This window comes from Dyella terrae (assembly GCF_022394535.1).
GTDB lineage: Bacteria > Pseudomonadota > Gammaproteobacteria > Xanthomonadales > Rhodanobacteraceae > Dyella.
Genome location: NZ_CP089414.1, coordinates 3,972,561 through 3,993,325 on the forward strand (window position 1 = coordinate 3,972,561; position 20,765 = coordinate 3,993,325).

The following is a 20,765-nucleotide window of genomic DNA, read 5'->3' on the forward strand; positions in this document are numbered from 1 at the left end:
GCAATCCTAAAGTCCCACTGGCTGTTGTTTGCCTGATTTAGCAAACTGAGCGCTACTCGCGTCGGCGCGGACGATATCTATCGGAAGTGGCGCCGTTGCTGGTTTCGTCCCACTCTGTCCCGTTATTCGGCGCTATATCCCGATTCCTCAAACCGGGTGTCCCCCAACATTCGATGAAACCGTCATCCCTGCGAAGGCAGGGATCCAGTGACCTTTCGCCCGGTTGTAGCGCCACGGCGACTTGGCTCGCCTACGCGGCGGGCGTTTCGCCCTCCTACCGGAGGCCGAGTCACTTTTCTTTGCATGCCCAAAGAAAAGTAACCCAAAGAAAGGGCACCCCCACTTGGCGCTGGCCGGTGAAGCCGGCCAGTTCGTGAGGGGCGGCCGGGCTTTTCGACAGGGCTCCTGCCCTGGCGAAAAGGAATCGGCATCCATGCCGATTCCCCTGCGGGCCTGATCGTCCACCCCTCACCGCCGCACAGGGGGCCCGAAGGTCACAAGCGAAAGCAGGCGGCTCGTGCAGCTTTGCTGCACATCGCACCGATGCGGAGAGGACTTAAAGCGGGCTTCGCTACGTTTTTTGATCGCTGAGGCTAGATAAAGCTCGCGCTACGCTTCCCGACCGGTGTGGATAACTCGCCACCTAACGGCATGGCTTTTCTCTTCTCCCCTAACTTTTCGTACTAGAGCAGGCACAACGCGACCTACCGCGATGCGATGTGCAGCAACGCTGCACGAGCAGTCTGCATACAGCTTTTGATCTTCCAGGGCCCCGTATGAGGCGGCGGGCGGGTGGAGAAAAGGCCCGCAGGGGAATCGGCATGGATGCCGATTCCTTTTCGCCGGGGCAGGAGCCCCGTAGAAAAGCCCGGAACCCGTACGCGTACCTATCGGGCTTTAGCCCGATAGGCGACTCATCCGGTGTGCGCTTTCTTTGGGTTACTTTTCTTTACTCCGGGCATCCTGCCCTCCGCCCTTCGGGCCGGCTTCGCCGTTCGCCCGCGCTCCTGCGCGTGCGTGGGCAAGCAAAGAAAAGTGACTCGGCCTCCGGCAGGAGGTCGAAACGCCCGCTGCGTAGGCGGCCAGATCGCCGTAACGCACGAGACGACAACCGATCACTGGATGACCAGCCATTCGATTGTTGAAAAGCGCATCCCGCCCTTGCCTCTATTAAACAGGGTGCACTCGGATGACGCGGTAGATCTCGCTCGTCGCGCCCTACGCCGCCGGCCTCAACTCCGTCAAATCCAGCTTCGCTCGCGTCAGCGGCGCCAGCGCCAGCGCCGCGGCAGGCGAGGGCAGCACCAGTTCACGACTAGCGCGCCCCAGCGGCGCGTACTGCTCGCTCCAATGGATCAGCTCCATCGCGCCGGTGTGGTCTTCCACCAGTACGGTGCAATGCTCTACCCAGTCGCCGTCGTTGAGGTACAGCACGCCATCCATGTCGCGCACGTGGCCGAAGTGGATGTGGCCGCAGATATGGCCGTCGAAACCGCGCTCGCGGGCGTCGTTTGCCACGCGTTCCTCGTAGGCGCGGATATAGGCCAGGGCTTTGCCGATATGCGATTTCACGATGATCGATAGCGGTAGATAGGGCAGCTCAAGGCGGCTGCGCATCGCGTGGACCCGTCGATTGGTCCAGCAGATGAAGCGATGCATCACTTCCCCCAGGTGCACCATCCATGTGCGCCCGACTTGCTCCGGATCGAATTCGTCGCCGTGGCTGACGTGGTAGCGACGGCCGTCGGCGCCTTCGTGCACCGCATCCAGCTGGATCTTTACGCCGCCGAAACTCTGACCGGCTAATCCGCGCACCGGCGCGTCATGGTTGCCGGGGATGTAGATGACCTCGACGCCTCGGCGAGCAAGGTCCAGCACTTCCGCGATGACCGCGCCGTGGTCGGCGTGCCACCAGGTGCGTCGCGCTAGTGCTTCCATGTCGATGATGTCGCCGACGAGGTACAGCTTTTCGCAACGCAGTTTGCGTAGGAAGTCGAGCAGGTATCGAGCCTTGCAGTCGGGCGTGCCCAGATGCACGTCAGAGATGAAGGCGCTGCGGCAGTGAAAGGTCGCCATGACAGTCTCTCCCGGTGGTTACCGGGATGCCAGAATGCCGTGTCTACGTCACCGTGGGATGGCGGGAAGATTGCAGTGTGGTTTCCGCGCAAGCCCAGCGATTTTCCCTATGGGAGCGATACGTCAGTCGGCGAGCATCGCCAGGGCGGTCGGCACCGCCGCTTCTGTCCACAACGCGTACTGCGCGGCGGACGGGTGCAGGCCATCGTCCGCCAACAGTGCGGGGTGCTGGCGGGAAATGCCGGTGATGTCGACGAAGTACGCGCCATGGCGCTCCGTTTCGTCGCGGGCGATAGTGTTATAGACGTCCAGTTCGTCGGCGATGCGCAGCACGTCGCGGCCGCTGCCGTGGGCAAACGGCGTAACGCCCCAGTCGGGAATGGACAGCACCAGCACGCGCTCAGCACGCTGACCGGCCAGGCTGATGGCGCGGTCGAGCATGCGGAGGAACTCGTCGCGGTAGTCATCGGCGCTGCGGCCACGGTACTGGTTGTTCACGCCGATCAGCAGGCTGACCAGGTCGTAGGGCGGCGTGAACGTGGCGGCGTCCATCGCGGCAGACAGCTCGTCAGTAGTCCAGCCGGTGGTGGCGATGATAGTCGGATCGTCCAACGCCACCTTTTCGCGGCGCAGGCGCACGGCCAACTGCACCGGCCAGCGACCGGCTTCGGGCACGCCTTCACCGATGGAGTACGAATCGCCTAGTGCGAGATAGCGCCGCACGCGTCAGGCAACCGCGGCCGCGCGCGGCTTCTGCGTCCGGGCCATACCGGAAAGCACGCGCTCGATGCGTTCGAACACTTCGCGCAACTGCTCCGGCGGTGGCAGCAGGGTCAGACGCAGGTGGCGGCTGTGCGGCACGTTGAAGCTGCTGCCGGGCACCACCAGCACCGATTCCTCCTCCAGCAGGCGCAGCGCGAAGGCGTTGTCGTCGAAATCGGCGATGCGATCGGCGCGCACGCGGGGGAACGCATACAGCGCACCCGCTGGCGACACCAGATCGAGGAACTGGCTGGCGGCTACACCGTCCAGCACGGCGCGGCGCGCCTCGTGCAGGCGGCCGCCCAGCGCGGTGAGCGCGTTGATGGTCGGCGCGGATTCCAGCGCGGGGCGCACGGCCCATTGCGCGGTGACGTTGGCGCACAGCCGCAGCGCGGCCAGCAACTGCAGGGCGTCGCGATAGTCCGCGGTGCGTGAAGGATCGCCCGAGAGGCTCATCCAGCCCACGCGGTAACCGCAGGCGCGATGCACCTTGCTCAGGCCGCCGAAGCTCACGCAGGGCACGTCGCCGGCGACAGATGCCAGCGGCTGGAAGGTGGTGCCGTCGTAGAGGATCTCGTCGTAGATCTCGTCGCTGAGCAACAGCAGACGGTGACGTGCGGCGATCTCGACAATGCGTTCCAGCAGCTCGCGCGGATACACCGCGCCGGTCGGATTGTTCGGGTTGATCAGCACCAGGGCGCGGGTGCGCGGGGTGATCAGCGATTCGATTTCTTCCGGGTCGGGCAGGTGGCCGTTTTCCGCCAGGCAGCGGTAATAGCGTGGCTTGCCGTCGTTGAGGATGGTGGCGGCGCTCCACAGCGGGTAGTCCGGGCTGGGCAGCAGCACCTCCTCACCCGGTTGCAGCAGGGCGCGCAGGCTCAGGTCGATCAGCTCGCTGACGCCGTTGCCTACGAAGATGCGCTCCACTTCCACGCCGCGCGCACCGCGCTGGCGCTGCTGGGCGGCGATGGCCTCACGGGCTTCTTCCAGGCCCTGCTCGTGGCCGTAGGCCTCACTGTCGTGCAGGTGGCGGGCAATGGCCTCGCGCAGGTGGGCCGGGGTTTCGAAACCGTAGCGGCCGGGGTTGCCGATATTGAGCTTGATAATCGGCAGGCCAGCGGCCTCCAGCTCACGGGATCGCCGGGTGAGGGCGCCGCGGATTTCATAGCGCACGTCCGCCAGGTGCGCACTGGGTTTGATCGAGGCCAACGCAAGCGTCCTTCGTCTTGGTGTTGTTGCGGCGCAAGAAAGCGGCCGTCAACCCGATGCTAACAGCGTCCCTGCGTGGGGTGGGAGTCAAAAAGCTCCGTTTCTCGGGCTTTTTTGGGGCCGGACATCCCTTGGGGTGTTTTGCATCATCTATGTGGAATGAAACAGGGCATCCCAAGGCATAATGAGTGCCCATGATGGCCCCCGAAATCATCGAACGACTGCGCCGCATCGGCTGGCGTGGCGAGACCCTGCCCTCCGAGGGCAGGCAGTTGGCCCGCGTGGTCGCCCAACACCGCGCAGGCTACGAACTGCACGACGGCGAACACCTGTTCGGCGCCCAGCCGGCCGGTCACTTCCTCAAGCGCAGCCTGGACCCGGCCGATCGGCCATCGGTGGGCGACTTCGTGGAAATCGAGGCCGGCAAGCCCCCGCACATCGTGCAGGTGCAGCCGCGGCGGACCGTCCTTTCCCGGGCGGCGGCCGGCGAGCGTTACGAGCGCCAGATCATCGCCACCAACATCGACTACGTGCTGGTGCTAACCGGCCTGGATGGCGACTTCAATCCGGCGCGCATCGAGCGCTACCTGTCGCTTACCGAAGGCTCGGGCGCCCAGCCCGTGGTGCTGCTGAGCAAGCTCGACACCCGCGAAGATGCAGCCGAACTGCTGGCGGCGCTGCGGGCACGGCTGCCGCAAGGCACACCCATCCATGCCATCAATGGCAAGGATCCGGCCAGCATCGACGTGCTGCTGCCCTACCTGCAGCCTGGCGACAGCGCCGTGCTGGTGGGTTCGTCCGGCGCGGGCAAATCCACACTTACCAATACGTTGCTCGGCACCGAGAGGATGGCGACCAGCGCCGTGCGCGGTCACGACAGCCGTGGCCGCCACACCACCACCTACCGGGCGCTGCTGCAGCTACCTAGCGGCGGCTGTCTGATCGATACCCCTGGCATGCGTGAGCTCAAGCTCACCGGCGAGGAAAATCTGGACTTGTTCGCCGACATCGACGTGCTGGCCGAGCAATGCCGGTTCGCCGACTGCGGCCATGGCAGCGAGCCGGGTTGCGCCGTACAGGCGGCGCTGGACAGCGGCGACCTGTCCGCCGAGCGCTGGCGCAACTATCTGAAACTGCGCGACGAGCGCGAAGAACAGGCGACTACGCTGGAAGCCAAGCTGCGCAGGCAGCGCGGTGGGCGGCCTGCGGCCAAGCCGCATGGCAACCGACACCCGCGCGATCGGGAATAGTTGAACGCCGCGGTTTTGCTGCCTTCTGGCCGGAAGGCACTAGTATCGGGGCATCGTGGTTCGGGGAGCGGGCATGCAGCGGCTGTCGTCGCGTTGGACGTTTTTTTACAAGCGGCTGTTCCCTTTGTTCTGGTTCGGCATGGTCGCCATCAGCGTAACCGGCATGTGGATAGATCCTCACAGCGCGGGAAAGCGAGTCGAGCCCTGGGCGGCGCTCATGCCCCAGGTTTTCATGGTGATCATCGGATTCGTGATCTTCAAGATCTTCATCTTCGATCTGGTCGATGAGGTGTGGCTGACCGGCGACCACCTTTTGGTCAAAAATCGTGGTGATCAGGCAAGCGTCGCGCTCGACAACGTGATGAACGTAAGCGTCACGACGTTGATTAATCCGCCCCGTATCTCCCTGACCCTTCGCACAGAGTCTTCCCGCCTGGGCAAGACGATTGCCTTCGTGCCAGCCGGTCGCCAGAGCCTATTTGCAATGTTCAAGCCTAATCCCATTGCCACGCAGTTGATCGAGTCCGTGGACGCAGCGCGCCGGAGGACGGCATGAACGTCGACGCCACCCGCTTCAGTCCCGAGTTGCAACGCTACGCCGACCTCGACCAGCGCCTGCTGGCGGCGGTGAAAGGCATCCGTATCCTGCCCACGGTGGCCTGGCCTGCCTCGCTGGAAGACCGCATGATCGCGGCCTACGCGAAAGGCCAGTTCACGCTGCCGGAGGTGAACTACCACGTGCCTGACCTCTCCGCCGAGCGCGCCGAACTGGCTGCGATCGAGCGCGAGGCGGGCTATGACGACCCGCTGGGCGAGTACCTGTGCCGCACCGCCGAGTCATGGCGCATCGCGGCTGAAATGCTCGAAGCGGTGGGCACTGATCAAGTGACGGCGCCGTCCATCGTGCTGTATGGCCGCCCCGGCGACGTGATTCCCGGCAGTGACCGCAGCAACCTCGATGCGGCGCGCTACTTCGTTGAGCTATCGGACGAACTGGGTTCGGACCTGATCGCGGACGACGTGAACGTGGCGATTTCCGCCGACGAACTGCGCGCGGACTTGAGCAAGACGCTGGATGATTTCTTCGGGGAGCCGTTGATTTCCGTGGAAGTGGATCCGGAACTCACCGCCAAGGCCGCCGCTGGCGCCACCCGCATCCGCCTGCGCGGCGGCACGCGTTTCACCGATTACGACCGGCACCAACTGCTGGCGCACGAAGCGTTGGTCCATTCGCTGACCGCGCTTAATGGGCGCGCGCAGCCGCTGCTCGCCTCGTTTGGGCGCACTTCGCCCCGCGTCACCGCTACCCAGGAGGGGCTGGCGGTGTTCGCCGAACTGATCTCTGGCGCCATCGACATTTCGCGGCTCAAGCGCATCAGTCTGCGCATCCTGGCGATCGACATGGCGCTGGGCGGCGCGGATTTCGTCGAGGTCTACCGGTTCTTCAGCGAGTGCGGGCAAAACCCGGCGGACAGCTTCCACTCGGCGCAGCGTGTGTTCCGCGGTGTGCCACTCACCGGCGGCGCGGCGTTCGCGAAGGACAACGTCTACCTGTCAGGCCTGCTCACCGTGCACACCTTCTTCCGCTGGGCGCTCAAGCAGCGCCGCATGGACATGTTGCGGAACCTTTTCGCCGGCAAACTGGCGCTGCACGATGTCATTAGCCTGCAACCGTATTTCGAGTCCGGCGCGATTGCTGCGCCGCGATGGCTGCCGCCGTGGATGCAACATGCTCACGGACTGGCGGGCAAGCTGGCCTTCTCTTTGTTCGTCAATCGTATACACATGGGCAAGGTGCAGGCGGAGACGTTGTCGCTGAGCCTGTAGGTTTCAATCGGTGCGAGCGCACGCTGTGCGCGCTCGCACCGTGAAGGCACCATTGCATACCAGTTGTGTGAATCATTGCGTCACCATGCTGCACCGCACGGTCGGGAGAGAGGTGTCGCCGGTGATACCATTGCCCGATACCGCTGTTGCGGCCCCGATTCCCCATCACATTCGATCCTCTATCCCATGGCCCTTACCGAAGAACTGCGCCTCGCCGCTCTCGAGTACCACCGCCTTCCGCGCCCCGGCAAGATCAAGATCGCCGCCACCAAGCCCATGGTCACGCAGCGTGACCTGGCGCTGGCGTACTCGCCCGGCGTGGCCTATGCCTGCGAGGCCATCGTCGAAGATCCGAACGCCGCCAGTGAGATGACCGCGCGTGGCAATCTCGTCGCCGTGATCACCAACGGCACCGCCGTGCTTGGTCTGGGTGACATCGGTCCACTCGCCGGCAAGCCGGTGATGGAAGGCAAGGGCGTGCTGTTCCAGAAGTTCGCCGGCATCGATGTGTTCGACATCGAGATCAACGAGCGCGACCCGGACAAGCTGGTCGACATCATTGCCTCGCTCGAACCGACCTTCGGCGGCATCAATCTTGAGGACATCAAGGCGCCGGAGTGCTTCATCGTCGAGCGCAAGCTGCGCGAGCGCATGAAGATCCCGGTGTTCCACGACGACCAGCATGGCACCGCCATCATCGTGGGCGCGGCCATCGTCAACGCGCTGGAAGTGGTCGGCAAGAAGATCGAGGACGTCAAGCTCGCCACTACCGGCGTGGGCGCCGCGGGCATCGCGTGCCTGGACATGCTGGTGGCGCTGGGCCTGAAGCCCGAGAACATCCTGGCGTTCGATCGCGAAGGCGTGCTGTATACCGGCCGCGACCAGATGGATCCGGACAAGCAGCGCTATGCGCGCGATACCGACAAGCGCACCTTGGCCGAGATCGTCGCGGGCGCGGACGTGTTCCTTGGCCTGTCCGCTGGCGGCATCCTCAAGCCGGAAATGGTCGCCACCATGGGCGACAAGCCGGTCATCCTGGCGCTGGCCAACCCCAATCCCGAGATTTCGCCGGAAGACGCCAAGAAGGTGCGCCCGGACTGCATCATCGCCACGGGCCGTTCGGACTACCCGAACCAGGTCAATAACGCGCTGTGCTTCCCGTACATTTTCCGCGGCGCGCTGGACGTTGGCGCCACGGGCATCAACGAAGCGATGAAGACCGCCTGCGTGCGCGCCATCGCCGAGCTGGCTCGCATGGAAGCCGGTGACCTCGCCAGCGCCTACGGCGGTGACATCCCGACCTTCGGTCCTGAGTACCTCATCCCGCGTCCGTTCGATCCGCGCTTGCTGGTGATGCTGGCACCGGCGGTGGCGCAGGCCGCGATGGATTCGGGTGTTGCTATGCGTCCCATCGTGGATATGGACGCGTACAAGGAGAAGCTCGGCCAGTTCATCTATCGCACCGGCCTGCTGATGAAGCCGGTGTACGAGCGCGCGCGCGCGGACATCAAGCGTGTGGTGTACGCCGAGGGCGAGGAAGAGACCGTACTGCGCGCAGTACAGACGGTCATCGATGAGCGCCTTGCGTTCCCGATCCTGATCGGTCGCCCGAGTGTGATCGATACGCATATCGATCGCCTTGGTCTACGTATGCGCAAGGGCGTGGATTTCGAAATCACCAACATCGACGACGATCCGCGCTTCAACGAGTACTGGCAGCAGTACCACGCGCTCACCGAGCGCCGCGGCGTGTCGCCAGCGGCGGCAAAGAACCTGATGCGTTCACGTCCCACGCTCATCGCCTCACTGATGGTCGAACGGGGCGAAGCCGACGCGATGATCTGCGGTCTGGTCGGTCGCTTCCACAAGAAGCTCGGCTACATGCGCAGCATCTTCGGCCTCGATCCGGGCGTGTCGTGCACCTCGGCAATGACCGGTGTGATCAACGACCAGGGTGCGTGGTTCTTCCTCGACACGCACGTGCAGTGCGACCCCACCGCCGAGCAGATCGCTGAGGCGACGCTGCAGGCCAGCTATCGCCTGAAGCTGTTTGGTATCGAGCCGAAGATCGCGCTGCTCTCGCATTCCAACTATGGCAGTCACGAGAACGCCAGCGCGGCCAAGATGCGCAAGGTGCGCGAGATTCTCGTGCAGCGCGGCCCCAAGCTCGACATGGATGGCGAAATGCAGGCAGACACCGCATGGGACGAGGCACTGCGCTTGCGCATGTTCCCCAACACCACGCTGTCCGGCCGCGCCAACCTGTTCGTGATGCCGAACCTCGACGCCGCCAACATCACCTACAACATGGTGCGTGTGATGACTGATGGCGTGGCCATCGGTCCGATCTTGATGGGCATCAACAAGCCCGCGCACATCCTCACGCCGGCGGCGACGCCGCGTCGCGTGGTGAACATGACGGCGATTGCGGCAGTGGATGCCCAGATTCGCCAGACGCAGAGTGAGCGTCGTAGCTGAGGGCAGGCTGGATTGATGTTTTGCGAGAACGGGGCCTTGATGGCCCCGTTTTTGTTTTTGGTGGTTTGCTTTACTGCTATGGCTAGTGGATTTCGAAAGCTTGGTGGCGCAGCTTTTGGGGAGAGGGTTGAGGTGAGGGGGCGATCTAGCCTCACTGCTTTTTCCTTGCCGTCCTCCTAGCGAAGGACGGAATGCGAAGCGCTGGCGTTATGAGCACTCAATTTGCCACAGGCTTGGCCGGTGTTTTGAGGGGTGGTACTCCCGAGGAAACGGGCGTGGCCTCATCCCGCAACAGTGTGCGTGGTAGCGCGAAATTATTGAAAATGCGCTGCGTGAACGGGTTGTTGGCCTTCTCAGCGCTGATGCGATAGCGCATCGCACCACCGTCATCCGCGGTAAAGCTGAGGTCCACACTCGTGGGTGTCGTGCCGGTGAGCTGTGCGCGGCTCAGCAGGCGGAACATCGACCAGGGCCCGCGGAACACCAGGCTACTGCTGTTGCCGCTGCTGTTGATCAACGTGACGCGACTGTCGGTGCTGCTCCCCAAGCTGTTCGGCCAGATCAAACCCACACTGTTGCTGGGGCCATGATCGTAGGAGATCAACTGACCTTCGATGCCGAGGACGCTACTGCGCCGATTCGGTGTCAGGCCAAGGGGTGTCACGTTGAACTGCACACTGAGCGCACCGCGATTATTGAAGAACGCATCGCGGATACGATTCGCCGCTTCGAGCTGAGTCAGTACATCGGTGCGCACCAGGTAGCCGCCACGTCGCTCCGAGTACAACGCATCAAGATTGTCCTCCAGGAACATCTTCAGGTACTTATCGCGGAACTGCTGCAAGCGCCCCTGAGGACCGAAGAATGCTTCGAAATCCTCCAGCGAGGCGTCCGAGGCGACGGCCGGGTTGAACGGGTAGCGTCCCGCCAGGTGCTCGCTGTAGAAACTGTACACATCGGTGTCCCAGCGGCGCTCCAGTTCGCGAAGGGCTTCGATCAAGAGTACCTGCGAGGATTCGTCTGCGAGCTTTTTCACCTGTCCGTTCAACGGCTCCGGCAAGCTGGCTGCCATACGCTGCAAGATCCCGAAGGGATCCTGTCCCTTCAATGCAAAGCGATCCACCACCATGGCTAGCGCCGCCTTGCCACGATCGGGGCTGTCTTGCACGCTCTTCACCGCATCGCGGACATTGCCAATGGCAGTCATGGTTTCATCCAGATAGGCCGGCTTATCGCTCTTTGCCACCAGGAGATCCGTCAGCGGTGCGAACGACCGAGCGATATCAGCGCCCAACTGACGGTTGGCCGCTTCGTTGGCGGACGTGGGCGCGTTGCCCTTACCGTCAGCCGGCGTCGGTGGATTGAGCTGGGTGTTGTCCCGTACCGTTTCCACGAGACGACGCATCGGCGCCGCGGGACTGGTGATGCTTTCGAGGACAGCCACTGCCTGGCCGATGTCGTTGAAGTCCACGATGTCGAGCCGGTTAATGGCCTGGCGCCAGTTCGCCATGTAGTCGGCGGTGTAAATGGTGCGAACGCGGCCCGCCAGCGCCAGCCTGTCGGCGTCGGAGTAATCGATGTGGCTGCGCTGGCCCAGCGTCCACTCGTCGATCATGGCCAGTTCGGTCACGTCCCGGCTGTGCGGTTCGAAATAGTCGTGGAAACCCCGAGCGGTGAGCAGCGCGTCGATCTGCGCGCCGGGCAGCTTGGTGTCATCCGCCGTGCGGATTTGATAGACGATATCGAACGCCGGGCCGATCTCGTGGCGCAAGTCCAGCGGAGCATGCAGGACGTCGCCCGCCTGCTGCTGCATAGTCATATAGACACGTTGCGGCGTGGGAATCTGGCGCAGTTCCTGCTGTACCTCCGTTACGCGCTCGCGATACTGGGGCAGATCAGCATCGGCATATTTCATGGCGTAGTCGAGATGACGCATCAGGTCATTCTGCGTGCCGCCATCGCCGGGGAACGCCTTCTGCCAGTATTTGGCCATCCAATCTTCAACGATGGGCGCGCGCCGATTCGGGCGATCTTCGATCATGCGATACACGCGCAATGCGGCCAGCTCATCGTTGCTGTTGGCCGGCGCGCTATTCATGGCTTCTATGACACCGCCTGCCAGCTCCGGCAGGAATCGCTTGGATAGCAATTGCAGATAAGCTTCATCTACTTTGGGACCGATACGGCGACCTTGATACAGGCCCATGTCGGACACTACGGGCCAGGCGTTGCGGTAATCGCCATACACCGTGACCGCATCGCGGATCTGGTCCAGCGGTACCAACACGTTTCGCCCGGTAGCGTCGGTAGTGGTGTCGACCTGCTTACCACTGAAATCCCGACTCTTGGCCAATACGTTTAATGCCAGGTCCCGGTTCAACGTGTAGTAGTGGTACCAACCCGCCGTGATCAGCAGGCCGCCTAGCGTCGCCACACCCAGGTTGATCATCAGCGCACGTTTCTTGTCAGCAATGACTTTGACGTTATCGCCAGCCAGCCCTGCCTCGGGATAGATGATCCGCTGAAAAATATGCTGGGCAAAGTAAACCGTGCCACGCCCTGCCGGTTGTGCCTTTGACACCACCGTTTCCAGCTTGAACGCCTCCGCCGCAGCGTCCACGAACGCATTGGTCAGCAGGCCCTCCTGATAGACAGAGGAGAAGTACACGCCCCGCGGCAGTGCAGGCGCACCCGAGCGATCCGCTCCAAGCACGTCGGACAGATAGCGAAGCAAGATCGGCCGCAGGCCATCCAGCTCGCGAGTGAGCGAAAATAAGCCTTCGCGTTGCTCTCGTTCGAACGGCTCGCTTAGCGCATCGAACACTTGCTCGTTCAGGCGCGTCACCATCGCCCCGTAGCGCTGGGACAGCTCCGCTATCCACGCATCGAAGTTCTTCACCGACTCCAGCGTAAAGGTGAAGCCGAATATGTCCTCACGCAGGGTGCGCGACAGGCGCGAGAAGAACGTGCCAAAACCGTCGAGCCGATCTGCCTTAGTCAAGACGACGTAGACGGGCGGGCGCGTACCCAATTGAGCGCCCAGTTCACCCAGGCGCGTACGCAGCAGCGTGGCCTGCGCCTTGCGGTCGCTCGGCTTCTGATTGAGCAGCTCAATGACGTCGACCACTAGCACCACGCCATTCAACGGGCGACGACTGCGGTTGCGTCCCAGCCAATCAACCAGGTTGTCCCACAGGCGGGGCAACGTACCTGCCGGTATAGCGACCTCGGGCTTGCCGGAAGTGCGCTTGCCCTCCATGGCGGACTGCTTCTTATCCTCCGAGGTGATATCGCTTTGCGACGCGTCCCCCTTGAGGTCGGTAGAAGCGCGTGGCTCGTTCTGATCCACCAGCTGACCCGGTACATCAATCAGCACCGCCTGATCGCCCATCCACCAGTCAATGGCGAAGGCGAGATCCGGGTCATCCGTCCGCTTGCTCGCGGCCTTGGTGGTATCGGTGAGATGGAAGTTTTGATTTGACCGATTGATGAAACTGGTTTTGCCAGCGTCCTCCGCACCCATCACCAGATACCACGGCAACTGGTACAAGCTATGTCGGCCGGGCACGCTGGCTTTGAACACAGACAGGCTTTGGTCAAGCCAGCGTTGCTGGGCTTCGACGTATTTCACCCACTCAAACGACTCTCGCTGCTTGGCTTGTTCCTCGCGTTCTTTGAGCTCCTTGTTGTGGCGATATAGCGCCAGTGCCCACACCAGCGTGGGCAACATCAGCAGCAGCAACGTCAGCAGCACACGACCGGCCAGCGATGCGAGCGGCTTCTTGTCATGCCACGTCCATTGGGGGCCGAGCCACCAGATGGCAACGAGCAGAAAGACGATGCCTAGCAAGAGCAACACGGGCGTTGCACTCTTGAATTGGCGCAACAGGCCCGTCCCATAACGCTTGAAGAGTTCCGAAACATACGACATGGCTAAACTTCCTTAAAAATGTTCCTGGTGCGCTTCCTGCGGTGCGCTTGCACTACTCGCGCTTACCGGGCGTTGCGAGCGGCGCAACACGTAGTGTGGTTTTGTTGGGTAGCCGGACCCGGACGACGAGCGATTGAGCATCACCAACTGCCATAGGGGATACCGTGGGCGTCCACGTACTTCCTGGCTTCTTCGGAGAGTGGATAGGCGTACTCCTTCCCTTTGCCCTGCCACGGCCCGAGTGGTTCCACCTCGGCTTGACCGCGCTGAATTTCCATGGGCTCGAAGCCAATGCCCACCAGCCAGACGATGGTGTGCCCACCCGGCGCGACGCCAAGCGTGATATCGCTGCGGCAGCTCATTTGCGTCTGCCCGCGCCAGGTGACCAGTTCCTTCTTCACCAGCGCCTGCCGCATGGTTTCCGGCACGGTGAAGTGCCACATATAGGTTTGCGGCTCGGCGAGAGACTGCCAGCGCACACGCACTTCCATGGGGGCCCCGGCCCAGTCGAAGTGGGGGCCGCCACCGCCGCCTTGCAGGTTGCTCCATCCGGAGGTTTGCCCCAGCTCGCCAACGACGCCTTGCGGAATCTTTATCCAGCGGCCTTGCTCGTCCTTCACTTCCAGCGTTTCTATCCACGCTTCCATATATCTCGGTGCGACAGCCTCGATCGCCCAATGTCCGCAGAACGGCGGAATCAGCCGCTTGATCTCAGCATCGGTATAGGTGTGCTCGCCGGCGCACGCCGACATGCAGACCAACAGCACAAGTACGCCGAATGAACGCCATTTCATGGGCTGTTTGCTCCTCAGTGTCCGGGCTTTTGCGGGTAGGTGTTGCGCCTGCGCTCCGGTGCCGGACGCATGGCGTACAACAGCTCGGGCCCCGAGGGCGTGCCGTTGGGTTTCTTGGGTGTCGGCGCCCAGCTCAGTGGGTTCCAGGTGGCGGACTGGTGCAGGTAGCGGGTGCGCAGCAGGCGTTCTTCGTCCTTGGTAAGCACGCCTTTGAGTGCGCCGCCACGGCGCGCATGGGCCAGCAGTTTTTGATAGATGGGTTGCAGTTCATTAGGCAATGAGAGTGCGGGCACGTCGTCCGGTGACTTGCTGAAAGGCACGCCTGCCTCTTGCGCCAGCGTATGCATGATGCGCAACGGGATCAGTTGGTATTCACCACGCACCCAGCGTTGCAGAACCACGGCGGCGGTGACGAACAGACGGCGCTCCGGGGCCACGCTGCGGTGATCGTAGCGGCGGCTTTCGCCCGTCCAGGTCTGGATAAAGAGTTTCTTGTCGAGGGTGCCGTTGGTGGTTCTGGTGTCGTCGGGGTCCAACAGTTCGCCAGGAAACCAGCCGTTCTTATCCATGTCGCGGGAGGCGTGCCACCAGGCATTGCTATCCCCGAGCTCGGTGCCTACGGCCTCGTCGCTGGTTTGCGGCTGGCCAAGTATCAGGTGCTCCCACGCTAACTCCAGCGCATAGCCACCGCCTACATCCGAGTGCACGCCGTACAGGCGGATCTCCTTGTGCGGGCTCGCGTGGTTGAGCGCAAAGTTGTAGCGGCACTCGTCGTCCGCAATGAAGTGGAGCACAAGATCGGCGCAGTCCTTGGGCAGGTACAGCTTGACCGGATCGTCCTTGTCGTTGCCGGGTATGCCCATGGCGGCCACACTTTCGAACAGACCTATAAAGCGGATACGAAGATCGTTTTTGCTGGTGCCCCAGGCGGTCTTGAGCGGCAGGCCGGCATCGCGTAGAGCATGCGCCATGGCGCTTTCGGGGCCGGCGTGGAAAATCAGATTGGCGAAGTGACGCGTGGCGGTGGCGCCGCGGCTGAAGCCAAACAGATCGAACTCGATGGCGTCGATGATGATGTTTGGGTTAAGGCGATGGAGTTTGTCTATTTCATCGATCACCTTCTTCATGGCCTGCTCGGCGCGAGCAATGACGCCGGTAGGGCCCTCGCCGGTGGCGGTGGCCAACATGCTGTCCTTGTGCTCGGCCAACGTGGCGATGCCTTCGATATACACCTTGTGATAGATGTGTAGACGGCCATCGACCTCTGTTTTTGCTTCACCGAGAGTGCGCGTTTCTTTGTACAGATCAAATAGCCGATGCACATTGGTCCCGTCGCCACCGTAGCTGGCGCCATCCGCGTTGTTGTTCTTCAGGCAACTTTCAAACATCCGATCAAGCACATCGGGGTGCTGTTCCAGCGGCGGGTTGACGACCAGCGGGTCGCACATCTTGTGCGCGCGGGTGCTGTTAGTGAAGTTGTTGCCGGTGCCGTCGTGGAACACGCCCACACGAATCACCACATGCACGGCATCAGCGGTGCGTGCGGCCTCGAAGGCTGCAGATGACACATCGCCAGCGGCGCTACTCGCCGGTGGCGGCGCCGTACCCAGCGCGTCGCTCAGTGGGGCCTTGGGCAGATCCAGGTCGGTAAGGCCGGAGTCGTCCTCTATCCAGAAGTCATCGAACGAGCCGATCAATCGTGCGCCACAGGCCGTGCGCATGCCTTCTACGGCGGGTGCATACCCCAGCAGCGGTTTCACCGATTGCACAATGGGAAAGACGCCGTTGCAGGTGGGGCAGTACACCATGTGCCCAAGGCCTGCTACCGCGTGTCCTTTGTGGCTGGCGATGCCATAGCCCTGCAGCACGCGGCCGCCGTGATCGGTGAGGCAGCAGCAGGTAATGCCTTTACGCTTGGTCATGGGGTCGTCCTTGCACGGGTTTATGGAATGCGCGCGCGGTGTCAGTGGCGCTTACCAACTGCCATAGGGGATGCCGTGGGCTTCGACGTACTTTTTGGCTTCGTCAGATATGCGTACATATCGCCCTTCGTGTTGCCCTTGGTCGGGTCCTAGCGGTTCCACCTCGGCTTGACCGCGCAGGATCTCCAACCGCGGTACCGCGCCAGCCCCTACCCACACAACGGTGTGGCCACCGGGCGCCACGCCGATGGTGATGTCACTGCGGCACTCGATAACGGTTTTCCCCTGCCACAACACGGATTCTTGCTTGACGAGCGCCTGACGCAGGCGGTCAGGCACCGTGAAGTGCCACGTATACGTTTGCGGCTCGGCCAGTGACTGCCAGCGCACGTACACCTCCATGGGCGCCCCGGCGCTATCGATCGCGGCTCCGCCGCCCAGCCAGGGGCCATCGTCCCAGCCGGTGGTTTTTCCCAAATCGCTTACGACGCCCTGCGGAATCTTTACCCAGCGGCCACGGTCGTCTTTCACTTCCAGCGTCTCGACCCAGGCTTCCATGTATTTGGGTGCGACGACACCCATGGACCAATGGCCGCAAAAGTCGGCTTTGGGCTTCGACGGTTCGTCGGCACACGCCGATACGCACACCAGCAAAATCAGCAGCCCCAAGCCACGGAGCTTCATGGCGAGTCGGTGGCTATCGGTGCTGGCTTTGCGCACTGGTTTGCCATGCAGGTACCCACTCGTGCACTGCCGTACCTTGGTATCTGCCGGTGAAGGCATTTGCCCTTTCGTGTGCTGCATGCGTGCTACCCCTTGCGTGTCGGTTCGATAAGCGCCTGCGCGGGCTGTTGCCGCACCAGGTGTTCGTACAGCGACGGCTCCCATTGCTCGGCCGGCGTGCTTTGCATGGCGCGCACCACGCCGGCGTAAAGATCATCGGCCAGCCACGACAACCCGCGCGAGGCGAGCAGGTCGGCAGCGATGACGGTGGCGTAGCAGCGCTGGCGTGGGGCGCTGTGGCTGGTCTGCAGGTCTTGCAGGCGGCGCAGTACGACTTCCACGCCTTCGTTGTCGAGCTGCGCGACGAGTTCGTCGCGCAGGTTGCCGTACTCCTGCACGTGGGCAGCATTTGCCGAGTCGGCGGCACCGCTTAGCCAGTTCAGGGTTTCTTTGTCGACAAAAGGTCGGCCGTCGTTGAAGCATAGGTCGGTGAGCGTGGGTATGCGCCGCACGAAGCGTTCGGTGGCGTGGCGAATGGCGTCGGCCACTTCTTTCATTTCCAGCCGCGCGGCGATACCGGCGGCAAGAAAACTGCCACGTATCCAGTACGGCGAGGAAGCTACACTTTTTTCCACGCGCTGCAGCAGCACAGGGTTGACGACGTTGTTGCGCAATGCTTCTTGATAGCTCTGAACAATGTCGGCAGGCACGCCCATCAATTCCGTGCGCTGTTCACGACGTACAGGGGGCGCAGCATGCAGATGGGCCCACAAGGCAAAGCGTCGTAGCTGGTAGCCGGTGGGGTCGTAGGGGTCTTGCTGATTGATGAAATCGGCGACGGCGAGCAAGGAGCGGCGGTTGTCGCGCTCCTCGCCCAGCTTGAGGTTGCTTGGCGTGCTGAAGAACGCCTCGCTGATGGCGGTGCCACCGGTTTGCCCTGGCGATGGCGTGGGTGTGATGGGCACAGCGTCGGGAAAGCGCGCGGCTTCGGCTTGCTGGTGAAGTTTGGTTTCCAGCTTGGCCAGCGATGCGGCATCGAGCTGCGCGGCGGCGGCGCTTGCCTGCAGGCGATCCAGCGCTTGTTGTGCGGCCTCCTGTTGCTTCTGACTGAAGCTATGCGGATCAAGCGTGGGAAGCGCCTGTGTCAGGCGCTCGATCAGCACCGCGGCCATTTTTCGTTTGGCGAGATAACCCGTGGGGCCGGGCTTGGGATAGCCGGTTTCCCAGTAGTGCTGGACCATGCCGGCGAGTACGCCAGCGGCTTCGACCCACTGAGGCCAGTTGCGCGCACGCAGCCGCGCAGTGATGAGGTGGCCGGCGACACGGAAGTGCTTGCTTTGGTCGACGAGGTACTTGCGAGCGCCTTTGTCGATGGATGGCCAATCCATGCCAGACTCGTTCAGGCCGCCCAGCTTGACCATTTCCTGATCGATGGTCTGATAGGTGGTGTCTTCTTCGTTGAAGTGGCCAGCGGGCTGTTGTGCGCTGATGGGCGCAAGCAGGGCGGCGAGATCGAGGGGGACAAAGTCGATCACCAGTGACACGCCTCCCGCTGCTGTGCGATGAGGTCACGCAGATCGGTGGCGTCGAAAATCAAACCATCGAGTGGCGCGTAGTCGCTTTCGGTTTGCAGGCGGCTGCCGCTGGGCATGCGCTTGAGCGTGTCGATGGCAACCAGGCCACGACCGGCATCGGTGATGGTGCCCACGTCCAACACTTGCCATGGCGCGGCATCGGCGACGGGCGCATCGTCCATTAGCAGACGCATGCGTATGCGGTTGTGGGGGATGGACTGTGCAGTGATGAATTGGAGGCGCGTGATGCCCGACAGGCAGCTAATGGCTAGCACCGGCCGGGGCGCATCGCTGCCAAGCGCCGGTGCGGAGATAACAATTTGCGTGGCGTTGTCGCTGTTCTCGCGGGAGCGTGACAGTAGAAAGTGGTGATCTTCCGCCTTGCGCATCGCTTCATTTCTCTGGACCAGCCCGACGATGGAGGGTATGGCAACAGTGCTTGCTCCCGCATTTGCCGGAGCGGTGGAACTGGATGCCGTGGCGGCTAAGGGAACTGGGGTATGCGCCACCGTGTCGAAGCACGCGAGTCGCTGCACCCCTGACATGATCTTCGTGCAATCGGGTGTCTGAGGCGTAGCCGTCAGGCTGGGGGCATTGTCGTCGTGGTTGCATGCGGCGAGACCCAGCATGAGCAAGCACGGAAAAAGTGGCTTCATAGGGAATCCATCTCCCGGTCCAGGTTCCATTTGCGGCACTTGTAGGCCAGGGTGCGTTTAGGAATGCCCAGGCTCTGCGCGGCCTGACTGCGTGATCCGTTGAGCTGCCTGAGGCGGTCGCCGATCATCATGCGTTCGAAGGTGTCCACTGCCGCTGTCAGGTCGGTCATCGAGAGAAGGCCTTGCAGTGGGGCAATGTCGTGCGTTGTCTGCATATCCGAGGGCGCCATCAGGGCCTGCACGATCTCGATATGGATCGGCTTGCCTTGCCCCGTGCGTTCCGCGGCGGCCAGTACGAGATTACGAAGCTCGCGCACGTTGCCAGGAAGGGCCTGGCAACGTAGCCAAGCCAATGCGGCGTCGGAAAAACCGGCCACGTGGGCGTGGTGTGCGCGGTTGTACTGAAGCAGCACATGCGTGGCGATGGCGGGGATGTCGTCGGCACGCTCGCGCAACGGCGGCAGGTGGAGCGATTGCTGCCGGATGCGGTAATAGAGGTCCTCACGGAACTGGCCTTCGCGAATGCGCCGCGGCAAGGGTTGATGCGTGGCGCAGATAAGGCGGAAATCCGACTCGCGCTCCTTGGTTGCCCCGACCGGTCGATATTTTTTTTCGTTGAGGACACGCAGCAAGGTGCCTTGCAACGCGAGTGGCATGTCGCCGATTTCATCGAGGAACAACGTGCCACCATGGGCTTCCGCCACGAGACCCGAGCGCGTTTGCGTGGCGCCCGTGAAGGCGCCGCGTGTGTTGCCGAACAATTCGGCTTCAATCAGCTCTTTGGGGATGGCCGCGCAGTTGACGGGAACGAACGGGCCGCCTCGCGTGGATGCCTGATGGATTAACCAGGCAGCGTGATCTTTGCCTGAGCCAGTCTCACCAGTGATAAGTGTGGACAGGTCAGAATCGGCCAGTCGCAACATATCGCCGCGGATATGCCGGGTGATGGCGCTTTCGCCGACAAATTCCGAGGCGAGCAAACGTTTGGCGCGATGGTCGTCGCGATCGGTTTCTAGTTTGCGGCGAACGGTTCGTTCGTAGTGGATGTTCTCTTCGGTGCTGACCATATCGCTCAGGCGCGCGAACAGGCGCTCATGCGTGTCCAGCAATGCTTGCCAGAGCGGGTCCGCTTGCAACGTGCGCAATGCGCGGGAGGTGCCGAAGAACACGAGCACGCCCACCATTTCCTGCCGTGTAGTTTTAAGTGGGAGCGCCAGCAGCGCCAGCGCGGATGGCGAGTGCTCACGTAGTGCGTCAAAGCTCTCGCCAACACCGACCAGTCGCGTCATGTCGTCCACGTGGCATGGCTCCCCCGAGTTCAGGCAATAGACCACGGGGTTGTCCAGTTCGTTGGTATCGAGCACGGGCAGCTCACCGCATATGGGCATCACGCTGGTCAGAGGTAGCAGACGGTCGCCGGCGGCATTGCGCCGATAGCAGCACGCGCCCTGCCATCTACCGATAGGAACGATGTCGTCCAGAAAGGCCTGGGATAAGGCAGTCGGCTGCGTCGCCATGGCCATGGCACGGACGAGTTGGGCGACTGCAACGGCGTCCATGTCG

General features: G+C 62.6%; 14 protein-coding genes. 4 read left to right on the plus strand and 10 right to left on the minus strand.

The window, feature by feature from the left end; genetic code table 11:
- Positions 1-1,218 precede the first annotated feature (1,218 nt).
- The 3 genes from DYST_RS17425 to DYST_RS17435 all read right to left on the minus strand — a co-directional run bounded on the left by DYST_RS17425 (position 1,219) and on the right by DYST_RS17435 (position 4,047).
- Entirely contained in the window at positions 1,219-2,076 is an 858-nt protein-coding gene (locus tag DYST_RS17425) for a UDP-2,3-diacylglucosamine diphosphatase (protein ID WP_102301438.1), read from the minus strand.
- Positions 2,077-2,199: 123 nt separating this feature from the next.
- A complete protein-coding gene (locus tag DYST_RS17430) occupies positions 2,200-2,799 on the minus strand; it encodes an SGNH/GDSL hydrolase family protein (RefSeq protein WP_239947026.1) in 600 nt (199 codons plus the stop codon).
- Between the two features lie 3 nt (positions 2,800-2,802).
- Positions 2,803-4,047: an aminotransferase class I/II-fold pyridoxal phosphate-dependent enzyme gene (locus DYST_RS17435; protein WP_239947030.1), complete on the minus strand. Its 1,245-nt coding sequence runs from the start codon at positions 4,045-4,047 to the stop codon at positions 2,803-2,805.
- 194 nt (positions 4,048-4,241) lie between these two features.
- On the opposite strand from DYST_RS17435, the gene rsgA reads away from it, so the two are divergent.
- The 4 genes from rsgA to DYST_RS17455 all read left to right on the plus strand — a co-directional run bounded on the left by rsgA (position 4,242) and on the right by DYST_RS17455 (position 9,602).
- Positions 4,242-5,297, plus strand: a complete 1,056-nt coding sequence (rsgA, locus tag DYST_RS17440) for a ribosome small subunit-dependent GTPase A (protein WP_239947037.1) — start codon at positions 4,242-4,244, stop codon at positions 5,295-5,297.
- Between the two features lie 73 nt (positions 5,298-5,370).
- The gene (locus DYST_RS17445; protein ID WP_239947039.1) at positions 5,371-5,853 is read left to right on the plus strand and encodes a hypothetical protein; all 483 of its coding nucleotides are present in this window, start codon (positions 5,371-5,373) and stop codon (positions 5,851-5,853) included.
- A complete protein-coding gene (locus DYST_RS17450; RefSeq protein WP_239947041.1) occupies positions 5,850-7,124 on the plus strand; it encodes a flavohemoglobin expression-modulating QEGLA motif protein in 1,275 nt (424 codons plus the stop codon). The genes DYST_RS17445 and DYST_RS17450 overlap by 4 nt, the downstream gene beginning before the upstream one ends.
- A gap of 186 nt (positions 7,125-7,310) precedes the next feature.
- Positions 7,311-9,602, plus strand: coding sequence for an NADP-dependent malic enzyme (locus DYST_RS17455; protein WP_239947043.1), 2,292 nt, complete (start codon positions 7,311-7,313; stop codon positions 9,600-9,602).
- 217 nt (positions 9,603-9,819) lie between these two features.
- Here DYST_RS17455 and tssM read toward each other — a convergent pair whose 3' ends face one another.
- From tssM to DYST_RS17490, 7 genes are all read right to left on the minus strand, one after another.
- Positions 9,820-13,533, minus strand: a complete 3,714-nt coding sequence (tssM, locus tag DYST_RS17460; RefSeq protein WP_239947045.1) for a type VI secretion system membrane subunit TssM — start codon at positions 13,531-13,533, stop codon at positions 9,820-9,822.
- Positions 13,534-13,673: 140 nt separating this feature from the next.
- Positions 13,674-14,327, minus strand: a complete 654-nt coding sequence (locus DYST_RS17465; protein WP_239947047.1) for a DUF2931 family protein — start codon at positions 14,325-14,327, stop codon at positions 13,674-13,676.
- A gap of 14 nt (positions 14,328-14,341) precedes the next feature.
- Positions 14,342-16,249 (minus strand): phospholipase effector Tle1 domain-containing protein, encoded by a 1,908-nt coding sequence (locus DYST_RS17470; RefSeq protein WP_239947049.1) that lies wholly within the window; start codon positions 16,247-16,249, stop codon positions 14,342-14,344.
- Between the two features lie 51 nt (positions 16,250-16,300).
- On the minus strand, positions 16,301-17,032 hold the full coding sequence (locus DYST_RS17475; protein ID WP_239947051.1) for a DUF2931 family protein: 732 nt from the start codon (positions 17,030-17,032) through the stop codon (positions 16,301-16,303).
- A gap of 26 nt (positions 17,033-17,058) precedes the next feature.
- Positions 17,059-18,507, minus strand: a complete 1,449-nt coding sequence (gene tssA / locus DYST_RS17480; protein ID WP_239947053.1) for a type VI secretion system protein TssA — start codon at positions 18,505-18,507, stop codon at positions 17,059-17,061.
- Entirely contained in the window at positions 18,504-19,202 is a 699-nt protein-coding gene (vasI, locus tag DYST_RS17485) for a type VI secretion system-associated protein VasI (RefSeq protein WP_239947061.1), read from the minus strand. The genes tssA and vasI overlap by 4 nt, the downstream gene beginning before the upstream one ends.
- Positions 19,199-20,761, minus strand: coding sequence for a sigma 54-interacting transcriptional regulator (locus DYST_RS17490; RefSeq protein ID WP_239947063.1), 1,563 nt, complete (start codon positions 20,759-20,761; stop codon positions 19,199-19,201). Before DYST_RS17490 ends, vasI begins: the two co-directional genes overlap by 4 nt.
- Positions 20,762-20,765 lie beyond the last annotated feature (4 nt).

What these genes read in the sequence shown, in the direction of transcription:
- DYST_RS17475 (WP_239947051.1), bottom strand. Translation starts at nt 17,032, where the DNA reads ATGCCTTCACCGGCAGATACCAAGGTACGGCAGTGCACGAGTGGGTAC.
- DYST_RS17490 (WP_239947063.1), bottom strand. Translation starts at nt 20,761, where the DNA reads ATGGACGCCGTTGCAGTCGCCCAACTCGTCCGTGCCATGGCCATGGCG.
- vasI (WP_239947061.1), bottom strand. Translation starts at nt 19,202, where the DNA reads ATGAAGCCACTTTTTCCGTGCTTGCTCATGCTGGGTCTCGCCGCATGC.
- DYST_RS17445 (WP_239947039.1), top strand. Translation starts at nt 5,371, where the DNA reads ATGCAGCGGCTGTCGTCGCGTTGGACGTTTTTTTACAAGCGGCTGTTC.
- DYST_RS17455 (WP_239947043.1), top strand. Translation starts at nt 7,311, where the DNA reads ATGGCCCTTACCGAAGAACTGCGCCTCGCCGCTCTCGAGTACCACCGC.
- DYST_RS17450 (WP_239947041.1), top strand. Translation starts at nt 5,850, where the DNA reads ATGAACGTCGACGCCACCCGCTTCAGTCCCGAGTTGCAACGCTACGCC.
- DYST_RS17425 (WP_102301438.1), bottom strand. Translation starts at nt 2,076, where the DNA reads ATGGCGACCTTTCACTGCCGCAGCGCCTTCATCTCTGACGTGCATCTG.
- tssM (WP_239947045.1), bottom strand. Translation starts at nt 13,533, where the DNA reads ATGTCGTATGTTTCGGAACTCTTCAAGCGTTATGGGACGGGCCTGTTG.
- DYST_RS17465 (WP_239947047.1), bottom strand. Translation starts at nt 14,327, where the DNA reads ATGAAATGGCGTTCATTCGGCGTACTTGTGCTGTTGGTCTGCATGTCG.
- DYST_RS17470 (WP_239947049.1), bottom strand. Translation starts at nt 16,249, where the DNA reads ATGACCAAGCGTAAAGGCATTACCTGCTGCTGCCTCACCGATCACGGC.
- rsgA (WP_239947037.1), top strand. Translation starts at nt 4,242, where the DNA reads ATGATGGCCCCCGAAATCATCGAACGACTGCGCCGCATCGGCTGGCGT.